General features: G+C 44.1%; 11 protein-coding genes. 9 read left to right on the forward strand and 2 right to left on the reverse strand.

The window, feature by feature from the left end:
- Nucleotides 1-39 precede the first annotated feature (39 nt).
- Nucleotides 40-1,596 (forward strand): fatty acid--CoA ligase family protein, encoded by a 1,557-nt coding sequence (locus tag AC0VXY_RS07280; protein WP_475527415.1) that lies wholly within the window; start codon nt 40-42, stop codon nt 1,594-1,596.
- A 41-nt stretch (nt 1,597-1,637) separates the two neighbouring features.
- Here the strand turns inward: AC0VXY_RS07280 and AC0VXY_RS07285 are convergent, their stop codons facing one another.
- Nucleotides 1,638-1,940 (reverse strand): hypothetical protein, encoded by a 303-nt coding sequence (locus AC0VXY_RS07285; protein ID WP_475527416.1) that lies wholly within the window; start codon nt 1,938-1,940, stop codon nt 1,638-1,640.
- Nucleotides 1,941-2,092: 152 nt separating this feature from the next.
- On the opposite strand from AC0VXY_RS07285, the gene AC0VXY_RS07290 reads away from it, so the two are divergent.
- From AC0VXY_RS07290 to AC0VXY_RS07325, 8 genes are all read left to right on the forward strand, one after another.
- Nucleotides 2,093-2,869, forward strand: coding sequence for an enoyl-CoA hydratase-related protein (locus AC0VXY_RS07290; protein WP_475527417.1), 777 nt, complete (start codon nt 2,093-2,095; stop codon nt 2,867-2,869).
- 346 nt (nt 2,870-3,215) lie between these two features.
- Nucleotides 3,216-4,577: a serine hydrolase domain-containing protein gene (locus AC0VXY_RS07295; protein ID WP_475527418.1), complete on the forward strand. Its 1,362-nt coding sequence runs from the start codon at nt 3,216-3,218 to the stop codon at nt 4,575-4,577.
- A 115-nt stretch (nt 4,578-4,692) separates the two neighbouring features.
- Nucleotides 4,693-5,622, forward strand: a complete 930-nt coding sequence (locus AC0VXY_RS07300) for an alcohol dehydrogenase catalytic domain-containing protein (protein WP_475527419.1) — start codon at nt 4,693-4,695, stop codon at nt 5,620-5,622.
- A 115-nt stretch (nt 5,623-5,737) separates the two neighbouring features.
- Nucleotides 5,738-7,339, forward strand: a complete 1,602-nt coding sequence (gene dcuS, locus AC0VXY_RS07305; protein WP_475527420.1) for a DcuS/MalK family sensor histidine kinase — start codon at nt 5,738-5,740, stop codon at nt 7,337-7,339.
- Nucleotides 7,332-8,042 (forward strand): response regulator, encoded by a 711-nt coding sequence (locus tag AC0VXY_RS07310; RefSeq protein ID WP_475527421.1) that lies wholly within the window; start codon nt 7,332-7,334, stop codon nt 8,040-8,042. Before dcuS ends, AC0VXY_RS07310 begins: the two co-directional genes overlap by 8 nt.
- A 199-nt stretch (nt 8,043-8,241) precedes the next feature.
- Nucleotides 8,242-9,564, forward strand: a complete 1,323-nt coding sequence (locus tag AC0VXY_RS07315) for a 2-hydroxycarboxylate transporter family protein (RefSeq protein WP_475527422.1) — start codon at nt 8,242-8,244, stop codon at nt 9,562-9,564.
- 70 nt (nt 9,565-9,634) lie between these two features.
- Complete coding sequence (locus tag AC0VXY_RS07320; protein ID WP_435992000.1) at nt 9,635-10,537, forward strand: AEC family transporter; 903 nt, start codon at nt 9,635-9,637, stop codon at nt 10,535-10,537.
- 131 nt (nt 10,538-10,668) lie between these two features.
- Nucleotides 10,669-11,919 (forward strand): YeeE/YedE family protein, encoded by a 1,251-nt coding sequence (locus tag AC0VXY_RS07325; RefSeq protein ID WP_475527423.1) that lies wholly within the window; start codon nt 10,669-10,671, stop codon nt 11,917-11,919.
- 42 nt (nt 11,920-11,961) lie between these two features.
- On the opposite strand, the gene AC0VXY_RS07330 is transcribed toward AC0VXY_RS07325, so the two are convergent.
- Nucleotides 11,962-13,080, reverse strand: coding sequence for a CotH kinase family protein (locus AC0VXY_RS07330; protein ID WP_475527424.1), 1,119 nt, complete (start codon nt 13,078-13,080; stop codon nt 11,962-11,964).
- Nucleotides 13,081-13,185 lie beyond the last annotated feature (105 nt).

Below are 13,185 nucleotides of genomic sequence, written 5' to 3' on the forward strand. Positions count from 1 at the left end.
GATCATTCATTCAGTTTATTAAAAAGGGGAGGGAAACAATTGAATATTGCTACACGGTTAGATCAAATCGCTCAAGAGAAAGCAGATAAAACAGCCTATCATTTCTTGAATACTTCAAGTACATACGGGGAATTGAATGGTGCTGTATCGAAATTTGCAAGCGGTTTAGAGCAATTGGGTCTGAAAAAAGGAGATCATATCGCGCTTGTATTGGGGAATTCACCGCATTTTGTCATCGGATTATATGGAGCACTGCGTCTTGGATTAAAGGTCATTCCGATCAATCCGATTTATACTCCGGATGAGATTGGCTACATTCTGAAAAATGGTGATGTGAAGGCCATTCTCACACTTGATCTGCTCGTGCCATTGATTGAAAAAATGCAGCATCTGTTATCGGATGTGGAGCACTTCATCCTGTGTGAATCAAGAGATGAACGGGCGAAGGACATTGATTTAGAAAAAATTTCTCTGGTGTACCCTAAAATGAAATCGTTTACAAGTGTTTTGGGGAAAGGGGACCCTGCATTTAAAGGAGAGACAGTGGATGAGAATGAAATAGCCATCATTCTTTATACTTCCGGGACGACGGGTAAACCGAAAGGCGCCATGCTCACACATAAAAATATTTATTCCAATGCGACCGACGTGGGCAGTTATTTACGAATGAATGAAGATGATACCGTCATTACCGCTCTGCCAATGTTCCATGTCTTCTGTTTAACAGTGGTCCTGAATGCACCGCTTTTGAGAGGAGCCACCCTGTTAATCGTTCCACGCTTCAGTCCAAAGGCCATTTTTGAATTATCAAAGGCTTATCAACCAACCGTATTCGCCGGAGTACCGACCATGTACAACTTCCTGTTCCAGTACCCTGATGGAAACCCTGAAGATTTATCATCTCTTCGGCTCTGTATTTCAGGCGGCGCTTCCCTGCCGGTGGCTCTCTTGAAAAATTTTGAAAAGAAATTCAATGTCATGATTTCTGAAGGGTATGGGTTATCCGAAGCGTCACCTGTGACATGCTTCAACCCGCTGGATCGACCAAGGAAACCGGGATCGATCGGAACATCCATCATGAACCTCGAAAATAAAGTCGTCGATGAAATGGGAGAAGAAGTACCTGTCGGAGAGGTCGGCGAACTGATCGTCAAAGGCCCGAATGTTATGAAGGGCTATTACAAAATGGAAGAAGAAACCGCCGCAACGATCCGCGACGGCTGGTTATATACAGGAGACCTTGCCCGCATGGATGAAGATGGCTATTTCTACATTGTGGACCGTAAAAAAGAGCTGATTATTGTAGGGGGTTACAATGTTTACCCTCGTGAGGTCGAAGAAGTGCTTTACAATCATCCCGGTATCGTGGAAGCAGCGGTCATCGGTGTCCCGCATCCCGAACTTGGTGAAGCCGTCAACAGCTATGTTGTAAAAAGCGATTCAACCCTGACAGAACAAGATGTGCTGGAGTATTGCAAAGAGCATCTTGCGAAGTACAAGCTTCCGGCTTCCATCGAGTTCCTGGATGAACTGCCGAAGAACACAACAGGGAAAATCTTGAGAAGAGCGCTGAAAGAGCAAGTGCTTCAATCATAAACAAAGAAGATGTTCAGTGGATCACTGAGCATCTTTTTGTTTCATTTCATAGCTTTACTGGCCTGTAATAGCTTTGATTCACCTTTTTCCCACGTCTCGACCTGTTCAATTGCCTGATCTGGAGTGAATCCCTGCCCGACCAATACACCTGATAAGATAAATTCCTGGAAGAGGTGGGTAAGGTTGATGCCTTCTTCCACTTCTGATAAGGCACGGGTTACGAGTGGTTGGATATATTCGACCCACTGATCCGGAAGGCTTTTCGTTTCACGGTAGTACTGATTATTGTAATGGGCAGTCTGTTGATGCTGGAAGTAAGGGTTTTGATTATAAGGATGATACATAATAGCATACAGCTCCTTTATGGGTAGATGTCACGAACAGTCTATGCATTCACGAAGGAAGTGTTCATACCTTATAAAAAATGAAAGGGTTTTCTCGATTCGTGTCGAATCATACATAAGGAGGAAACACTTATACAAAGGGGAGAACAAACATGGAATCCATTTTACTACATCAAAAGGGCAACGTTGCAACGGTCACCATCAACAGGCCGGATGCAATGAACGCCTTTAACTATGATACACTGAACGAACTGCAGCAGGTTGTCGAAGCACTCCGCATCAACCCGGACGTCCGGGTCGTCATTTTTACTGGAAGTGGAGAAAAAGCTTTCTCAGTCGGAGCGGATCTTAAAGAAAGAAAGACCTTGACTGAACAGCAGGTCATCCGAAACGTCTACAAAATCGGAGAGGTCTTCCAATCTGTCGCCACCCTTCCGCAGCCGACCATCGCTGCTATGAACGGGTACGCATTCGGGGGAGGGATGGAACTTGCCCTTGCATGCGATTTCCGAATAGCTGTAGCGGGCACGACAATGGGACTGACCGAAACAAGCCTGGCCATCATTCCGGGAGCAGGAGGCACTCAACGTTTGCCGCGACTGGTCGGTGAATCCAAAGCCCTCGAACTTATCCTCACTGCTAAACGTTTAACTTCAGAAGAAGCATTGGAAATCGGACTTGTTACAAAGGTAGCAGAAAAAGAAAATTTCATGGGTGAAGTCCATGGATTCGTGGAACCTATGTTAGCGAATGGCCCGGTTGCACTGCAGCAGGCTAAATTTGCCGTTAAGAATGGGATGAACGTGGACCTGCAGACAGGTTTGCAGATTGAGAGAAAAGCATATGAAATCACGATCCCCACTGAAGACCGGGTGGAGGCTTTACTGGCATTCAGTCAGAAGAGGAAGCCGGAGTTTAAGGGAAAGTGAATCGAACGTTTTGACTGATTGAGGTTTTATGTGAGTAGCAGATCTGCTGTGGAGCGAGCTTGGCTCTCGTGGCGGATCTTTTTTATGGTGGTGGACTGGTGGAGATGCATTTTTGGAAATAAAACTATCATATACAGATTTCTTTTCCTTACGCCCCAAGTCTCACTATGAGATAGTCCTCTGGTCGTTAGTATGATGATGCATTTATTGGTAAATTTATGAAAAGTATCATTGTTCTTCCGACAATTCAGTAAGAAAGGGGACTACGACCTTGAAAAAAATACTTATTTCTATATGTTTGGTTTGTTGCATTGTTCTTCCCATTTCTTCACATGTTCGTGGAGAGATGACTAAAGCAGAGCTCATCAATGAATTTATGATAGATTCATTGAAAAAGTATAAGATTCCAGGAGCTTCATTAGCCATTGTGCAGGATGACAAACTCATATTTCAAGCAGGGTACGGGGAACAGAGTAATGGGGCACCCGTAACAAAGGACACCATGTTTACGATTGGTTCTGTCAGCAAGCCCATAACCAGCCTCGCTATCATGAAGTTAGTAGATGATGGAAAGGTGGACCTAGACCAAGAAATATCTCAATACTTACCACACTTCCATTATAGGCAGGATAGCTCCTATCAGGAAGTGACCATTAGGCAGTTGCTAACGCATACAAGCGGGATTAGCTCTTACGATGGATTGGTTCTATCTGACCGCAATCTTCGAGGAGAAGATGCAATAGCTAGAGCTGTTCAGGAACTGAGTGGTGTTTCTTTAAAACATGAACCCGGGGAAGTGCATGAATATAGCCCTGCAAATTATTTACTTTTGGCAAAAATAGTAGAGAATGTAACGAATCAGCCATTTGCTACTTTTATGTATGATGAAATTTTTAATAGAATTGGAATGAGTAAGACTGCATCGAATTTTAGAGATGCTCAAGAATTAGGGTATCAGCCAGGGTTTCAAACATGGTTCGGTAAGCCGATAAAAAGTAAAGGTTTTATGGATGATAGCGGGGTCCCATACGGGTATATGGTCTCCACTTCAGATGATATATCGAAGTTCATAAGATTTATGATGGACGGAGGCGGAGAATTGCTCTCAGAGAAAACCTTCTCTATGTATACTTCTCCACAAGTTCATAGAAAAGAAGATATGTATTACGGTTATGGCTGGAGAATCTCCACAAGGGCAGAGGATTCTTACTATTTCCATGGCGGGGAAACACCCGATTCGCGGTCAGAACTATTCATAAATCCCAATGGGCACTATGGATTTATCTTACTCACAAACAAAAACAACTTTTCAGAAGTCCTTTCAACTGTAAAGATGAGGGATGGTATCAAGACGATTTTGGAAAATGGGACAATGCCGGAAGTGAAGCCGGTTAATCATCACTTACAATGGATAGTCTCTTTCATCACAGGTTTTCTTTTTTTAATATGCTTTTGGATTTTATCCCGACTCAGAACGAAAGCTTCCATTAAGAATAGAGTATGGATATTCATCGGATCATTGTCCTTGCTTCTTGCGATAGGAATCATTCCCCTATTGTGTTATTTCTTCTCTGCTCCCTGGCGTTCAATCAATCTATACGCGCCCGATATTGCATTCATCATAAAACTTCTGGTTGGGATGTTGACGTTAAATGGTGTCCTACTTTTAATGATTGCATTGCTAAAGCGAAATGAAGCAAGACACTGATTGCCTCTATACCCAAGGATAATACGATTCTGGATTGCCTGATGACTCTATTAAGAGCCGGGCGTAAAGACTATCTGATAAACTGGAGGAAATATTGAATGAAAGGAAATGCGACATGATACAAACATCACTTGAACTAACAGCGAAAAAAACATTACAGTGGACGACACAAACCATACCACCACTCAATGAAGATGAGATTCTTATTAAAACTGTTGCAGGAGCCATCAGCATCGGGGCAGAACTTCCTCAATACAATGAAACGGATCCCACTGACCTTCCGCCGACTTACCCTAAAGAAACCGGGTATGAAAGTGTTGGAGAAGTGATAGCCACAGGTGAGGCAGTCAAAGGCTTTAAAATAGGGGACCGGGCGGTTGCATTTTATGGGCATAAGGATTATGGGATCGTAAAGGAGAGTAAGGCCATTTTCGTTCCGGAAGATATTCCCCATCAAGAGGCATTGCTTGTGATTTTGTCATGTGATGCAGCAAAAGGTGTGCTTAAATTGAATCCGAAAGGGAACGATCGGGTTTTGGTTACAGGTGCCGGAACGATGGGTCTATTGACCATCTACTATCTGAAGGAATATATGAAGGTCAGTCACATTGATATGGTAGAACCTCATAGCTTCAGAGGCGAATTAGCAAAGAAATTGGGGGCGAAAACCGTCTATAAAGATCAAAGTGAATGCCCAAGTGATTTCTATGATTATGCATTAGAGTGCTCGGGGTTTAACGATGCATTTAAGATACTGCAAAAGTCGCTTAAGTATGAAGGTGAAATATGCATATTATCCGACGGGAATAAGGAATCATTTATTCTGCAACCTGACTTTTTCCGCAAAGAGCTTAAGGTTGCAGGGGCAAGTGATGGATGGGATTATGAGCAACATTCTAAATGGTATTTTGAGCAGATCAAAGACAAGGATTCCCGCTTACGCGAGCTGTTTGAGAAAACGATCACATTTGAAGAACTGCCCGAGTGTTTTGAAGAACTTACCGGAAAGATTTCTCCCATAAAGGTTTTGGTGAACTATTTCTAACATCTTTTTATCAAAAAGAGGTTCCCGTGGAGCCTCTTTATTTACGGGGGTCTATCATAAAACCAGAATTCATGTAAAATTAACAGTCATACCAAACTGCACAGGAGTGACTCCCGTGAAAATGCAAAAGCTTAAACTAAGTACCATCATCATTCTTTTCGTCTGTGTCGTTGTCCTCGTTTCCCTTGTCATAACCGATCTGCTGATTACAAGGACGATCAATGATAATATTGAAACGAATATCGAAGAAAAAGCCAAGATTGTTTCAAGGACGGTTGCTCATTCCACGATTGTGAAGACCGGCCTTCAGAATCAAGAAAACGAAGACAGCATTCAAGAATACGCTTTGGATATCCAAGAATCAGCAGAGGTCCTGTTTGTTGTGGTGATGGATATGGAGGGCATACGGAAATCACATCCCGATTCCGACCGAATTGGCAAGCACTTTGTCGGTGGGGACGAGAAAGATGTGTTGGAAGGAAAAGAAAGCCTGTCCATTTCTGAGGGCACGCTTGGTAAGTCTGTCAGGGCTTTTTCTCCCGTATACAATGAGAAACACGAACAGATCGGGGCAGTGTCTGTCGGGATTTCCTTGGAAAGTGTAGAAGAAGCGCTGAATCAAAGCCACTACAATATTTTATTGGGGTCGGCTTTCGGAATCATTGTGGGGATCGTAGGCGCTGTCATCATTGCCCGGTACATAAAGAGAATTTTATTTGGTCATGAACCCTTTGCAATCGCGAAGATTTTAGAGGAGCGGAATACGATGCTTCAGTCGGTCCATGAAGGAGTGGTGGCCGTGAATAAGGATACTACCATTTCCCTTGTGAATAAATCAGCGCTGAAAATTTTCAATAAAGCTGGACTGAGCTCCGATCCGATAGGTATGCCCATTAAGGAATACATGCCGCACACCCGTCTTGAACGGGTGATGGAGACGGGGAAACCCGAGCTTGACGAGGAGCAGACGATCAACGGGGTATCGATACTCGTGAACAGGGTTCCATTAATCGTCAATGATGAAGTAGTCGGAGCGATCTCTACCTTCCGTGATAAGACGGAAGTGAATCAATTAGCTAAACAACTAACCGGTGTAAAATCATATGCGGAAGCTCTCCGGGCTCAGTCACATGAATTCATGAATAAGATGCATGTGATTCTGGGACTCGTAAAGATGAAGGATTACAGTCATTTAGACCGGTATGTGAAAGAACTTGTTTCCTTCCGTGTCGACGAAGTGAGCATGGTGACCTCGAAAGTGAAAGACCCTGCCCTTGCCGGTTTTATCATGGGGAAACTAAGCTATGCGAGGGAAAAGAACGTTTCGTTAACCATCGAATGCCACGACTTTCTTCCGGAACCAAGGGACCCTGCTGTTACCCATGAGCTGATAACCGTCATTGGAAACCTATTGGATAACAGTATTGATGCAACGATGGATTGTGACGAAAAGGAAGTGTTGATGGAGATATTTTATCAGGATGGCCAGTTTGAAATGGTAGTGACGGATACAGGAATAGGGATGCCGGATGATATGGTAGAGGATATTTTTATCAAGGGGTATTCTTCTAAGGGAGAAGGGCGCGGCTACGGTCTGTTCCTAGTGAAAGAGAGTATCGGTAAACTGAATGGGACGCTGCATGTTGAATCGAAGGAAGGTTCGGGAACGACCATGATTGTTCAAGCTTCATATAAGGAGGGGATGAAGGGTGATTAATGTATTGATCGTGGAAGATGATCCAATGGTGGCCCGGTTTAATCAAAGGTATCTGGAAGAGATCGATGGATTTCATTTAATCGGCATTTCGAATTCCATTGAAGATGCCTTGGAGAAGATAAATGAGTTCAAGGTCGATTTGATATTATTGGATGTTTATTTGCCCGGGAAGCAAACGGGAATGGATTTATTGGAGCAAATACGCATGGAACAGCGGGAAATGGATGTCATCCTCATCACAGCGGCATCAGAAGTAGAAAATATTCAAAGTGCCCTCAGGATGGGCGTTGTGGACTATTTAATCAAGCCCTTTGAATTTGAACGGTTTAAAAAAGCGTTGACGTCTTACCGGGAGAGTAATCACATGCTTCAAAAGCATTCTACCATCGAACAGGGCGAACTGGATTTGCTTTTATTACGGGATGTCCAGGAAACCCGGGAGAAGATGTCCCTTCCTAAAGGGTTGGCGAGAAGTACATTGGCGTCTATTTATCAAGAGCTTGTCAGTTTCGAAGAAGAGTCATTTTCAACAGATGATATAGCGGAGGTGACGTCCATTTCACGGGTGTCGATTAGAAAGTACCTGAGGTTTTTGAAAGAAATCGGGGTTGTGGATGAAACCTTGGTCTATGGAATCGGTAGGCCGGTATATCAGTATTCGTTGAAAAAAATGAATATCCCGAGAATCGAAAGTTATCTATAAGCAGCTTAGGGCTGCTTATTTTAATTTCAAAAAACAAACAATAGTTTCATAATCTATGAAATCGTAAAGCGTTTTCATAAAATGAGTATAATGTAAGCGGTTGCTAAAGTGCGATTACAGGGGTGTAAGGAAGAGAGTGCTGGTAAGAGTGTTACAGCATTCAGCTCGTACTTATAAATTGACAAAGGGGATGAACAAAATGGGACAACCTGCATCAACACTTTCATATGAAAATGGGAAAACAAAAGAGGATGTGACGGATACGAAAGATCGTTCTCTAAAGGTTTTTAATATGCCGATCCTTTGGTTCCTGGTCTTCGCAGGGATTACGCTGGTTAGCATGTACACGGGGAATCTGCCGGGAGGGATGATCGGAAGCCTTCTCGTCATGATGGTCCTTGGTGAATTATTTGGATGGGCGGGAGACCGTACCCCCATCGTGAAAACATTCCTTGGAGGCGGTGCAATCATAGCGATTTTCGGCGCGGCTTATATGGTCTATGCCGGCCTGCTTCCTGAAACCACGGTCACATCCATGACCGACTTTATGAAGTCAGGCGGATTCTTGAATTTTTATATTGCTACGTTAATTACCGGAAGTATATTGGGGATGAATTCGAAAGTGTTGGTAAAGGTGGGCCTTCGCTACTTTCTGCCAATTTTCGGGGCAGTGGCGGGAGCGGTCATTGTGGCCGGTATATTTGGATCTCTTGTCGGCTTTACCCTTAAAGAAGCCATCCTTGTCATTACCATGCCAATCATGGGTGGTGGGATGGGAGCCGGCGCAGTGCCGATGAGTCAAATCTATTCAGAAATGATGGGGAATGATCCCAGCTATTATATATCGATGCTTGTACCGGCACTTGCGTTGGGAAATGTATTTGCCATCATTCTGGCATCGGTTCTTGATATTATCGGGAAAAAGGTCCCTTCCCTGAGTGGAAACGGCCAGCTCATGAAAGGCTTTACCTATGAGAAAACAAAGCAGAAGTATCATATTGAGAAGATGGGAGTAGGCTTACTCGCTGCCCTGACATTCTTTACGGTCGGTACCTTGCTGGGATCCATTCTTCCGCTTCATCCCTATGCGATCATGATCATTCTGGTCGCTGTGGCGAAGATTTCAAATATCATTCCTCAAAATGTAGTAGAGGGAGCGAGTCAGTGGTATCAATTTGTAGCCGGTAACTGGACTTTCGCTTTATTATTTGGGATCGGTGTTGCGTACACGGATTTGAATACGGTCCTTGAGGCCTTGACTCTTCAATATATCCTGACTGTACTCGGAGTGGTCCTGGGGGCAATCATCGGTGCGGCAATCCTTGGGAAACTGGTTGGTTTTTATCCGATCGAAGCAGCCATCACAGCGGGGCTGTGCATGGCGAATATGGGGGGAACAGGGGATGTTGCCGTTTTGTCAGCATCCAAACGAATGGAGCTTATGCCATTTGCACAGATTTCTTCACGACTTGGTGGCGCATTGATCCTGCTGTTAGCCGGATTAATTATCCCACTCCTGTAAATATGGTACACTTAGGCTTGACTCTAGTAGTCAGGCCTATCTTTCATTTTAATAGATTGTGGTGACATAAATGGATGTAATATTGATTGTAATGCCTGCCTTACTGGTCTTTGCTGTTGGATATATAGGTCAAAAGAAACTTGGTTTTGAGATCAATTCGATTTCGAAGATGGCCATCTACTTAATGTATCCATTTCTGGCGTTCAAGACCTTTTACGAAAATGAACTGAATATGGACTATCTTTATATTTTTCTCTTTTGCATCGCACTTTGTGTGATGTTGATTCTTTCCATTAAAATAGTGGCTGCGATCAGGAATTATTCAAAACCGAAAGAATCGGCAATGATCCTTTCCGGGGTTTTCATGAATTCGGGTAATTACGGTGTACCCATCATTCTGTTCGGGTTTGGCGAACTCGGTTTTCGCTATGCGGTCATCATGATGGTGATTCAATCGTTCCTTATGAATACGATCGGATTGTATTATGCCATAAGTGGAAGTGACAAAGCGAGTGGCTCAAAGGAAATCTGGATGAAGATTGTCAAAATGCCGATTTTGTATGGTGCATTTATCGGGCTTGCCTTTCAGGTATTGCACCTTCACGTTCCACTATTTTTAACTCAAACGATCGATTTGATCTCACAAGCAACAATCCCTACGATCATGGTGGTTCTCGGGATGCAACTGGCCACTCTTGGAGGGAAGAAAGTGGAGAGAAGTGCATTATCCTTCATCGTGATCATGAGAATGGTCGCTTCGCCCATTCTGGCATTGGTGATCGTCTCCCTGCTGCCGATTTCCTCTACACTTGGTTCGATTCTTATTATATTGGCCAGCATGCCGACTGCTGCGAATACGACGATGTTTTCACTGCAATTCAATACAGAACCTGATCTCGTATCAACAAGTACCTTGGTCACGACCCTGTTGAGTATCGTGACGATTCCGGTCATGTTGGCACTGGTTTCATAATGTAATACCACTTGAGTGTTCCCGCTCAGGTGGTTTTTTTATGGAAGCTCATCCTTTGACAGAAGCCGAAGAATCCATTACTATTGTAAAATGAATTCCAACCAAATCAATAAGATTAAGGAGGATTTGTTATGGCTGACTACGTTCAACCAATCAATGAACAAAAAGGTCCCGAGAAAAAGAGTACTGAATTGAACTCGCCACAAACCTCACTAGTGGCTGGTGGAATCATTGTATCAGCGGTTCTTGGTCTATACCTGCTCTTTACGCAAGAAATAGCCCAAACTATGCTTCTCGTTCTCGGACTTCTGTTAGGATATACATTATTTCATGCACGATTCGGATTCACTTCTGCCTTCCGCAGGGTGATGTCTGTGGGGAACGGTCAGTCGATGCGTGCCCATATGGTGATGCTTGCCGTTGCCGTTACCTTGTTTGCACCGATTCTTGCTACAGGATACACATTTTTTGGAGGGGAAGCGGCAGGCTATGTGTCACCAGTCGGTGTCAGCCTGATTGTTGGAGCCTTTCTGTTCGGAATCGGGATGCAGCTGGGGGGAGGATGTGCTTCTGGAACCCTTTATGCGATTGGTGGAGGGCGTTCCGTCATGTTCATCACGCTGTTATTCTTTATTGTAGGTGCAACCGTTGGAGCGGCTCATCTACCATTTTGGACAGAGGAGCTTCCTTCCTTTAAGCCAATCTCGCTTGCCACGTCCACCGGATTAGGTTATTTCGGGGCTTGGGTTGTTTCCATGTTATTCTTCGCATTTGTTGCGTGGGTCACCCTTCGAATCGAAAAGAAGAAGAATCCCCCGCGTATGGCAGTTCTTCCGTCAGCAAAAGGGTGGAAGCGGATCTTCCGAGGATCCTGGCCACTTATCGCAGCTGCCATCGTTCTTGCTGTATTAAATGCTCTCACTCTCATGACGAGGGGAAATCCATGGGGAATTACGTCTGCCTTTGCGTTATGGGGATCAAAGGTTGCCGGAATGTTCGGTGTAGATGTTGCCAGCTGGGGCTATTGGTCGGGAGCCAACGCAGAGGCCCTTCAAGCGTCAATCTTTGCTGATTCCACAACCGTATTGAATTTCGGTGTCATTCTTGGAGCGTTCCTGGCTTCTGCAGCCGGAGGGTTGTTCCGCTTCAATAAGATCACTGGTAAAAATGCCATGGCATCGGTCATTGGCGGACTGTTGATGGGATATGGTGCCCGCTTGGCATTTGGATGTAACATCGGCGCTTACTTCGGAGGAATTGCTTCCTTCAGCCTACACGGTTACATCTGGGGAGTTCTCGCCCTTGCCGGCACATTCCTTGCACTATATCTTCGTCCTCTGTTCGGCCTGTCCGTTCCAAAACCGAAGGATACGTTCTGTTAATGGAAAGCGTGGGAATTTCTTGTTCCCACGCTTTATTTTTGTCTAGAAATACTTTAACTCCTGTCTCAGGAAAGCACTGCGATCTTCAATGAATTGAAGGATGAAGGGGGGTTCCCGGTCATATAAATCAATATCTTTCTGAAAATGGGGGTCCATCAGGATATAGGGTCTCAGGGAAGAATGTAAACTCATCACTTTGTCTTCAAGGTAGGTCACATTGAAGCTCGTATCAAGAATTTCCTCCAATATATCTTTATATAATTTCCGGAAACCGGATCGTTTCATCAGCTGGGTGGTCAGTTTGTTTTTCGTTTTCCCCGTAATCGGCACATAATCCCATTCCATGGCCTCCCCGTTCACCCGCCTTCCAAACGTAGCGTCGTAATCCCACGGTATGATGGAAAATTGTTTATCTATCCCGTTCAGATACAAAGCGTAGTTATGGGTGAATCCATCATTATTCATCGTACAGACAGCCCCGGCAAGCCACCTCAAGTAATTTTCAATGTGTAAGAGCTGAGGGATTTCATGTGAGAAGGTTGAAGGTGAATTGATCTTCCTGATGAAATGAATGAGATGGTGATCATCTTCCATATTACCGAGTTTTCGCTGATATCCTGATGTCAGGCCCCGCTTTCTCTTTTGTGAGAAGTCAGCTTTGTCGCTGACAGCATAATAGATCGTTCCCGGGGGGAGATTTCTCTTTTTTAAGTAAATCTCATCCACAGATTCCAACTGAAGGTATAAACCAAGAGGTTCTCCCTTCAGGGTAACGAATACATGCTTACTCTCCGGTGTGTGGATGCCCAGTTCTCTCATGAAATCAAGGGAAAGTTTATTGCGGAAATGGGAGGGGTCAATGGATTCTGCGTTCAGATGTAGTTCTGATGATTCGTCCCAGCCGGGTTCTTTGGCAAATTCTATATGATACGATTTTTTTTCCAATTCCCGTGTATAGGATCCCCTGTACCGGATATGGATGTCATGTACGGTATCTTCTATTTTCAATTGAGCCGGAACGGGGGTGTTACTCCATATGTCACGTTTCAGCTCCCGTAAATCAGCATGATCGAATTGGAGGTCAAATGAGGGCAGGGAAGGAGTCATGTTCAATATTCTCCTCTCAACTTTAAGATGTAATAGTATATTGGTCAGTTCCAAAGTTTGACACCTGAGAAAAAAAGAGGTTGGGACAAAAGTATTTAGTTGAAAGAAAATCCGAACGATCATTCGAAATTCTTTTTTGAAAATCGAAATCGTTCGGAT

Source organism: Rossellomorea sp. QJM3NY_18, from assembly GCF_056173145.1.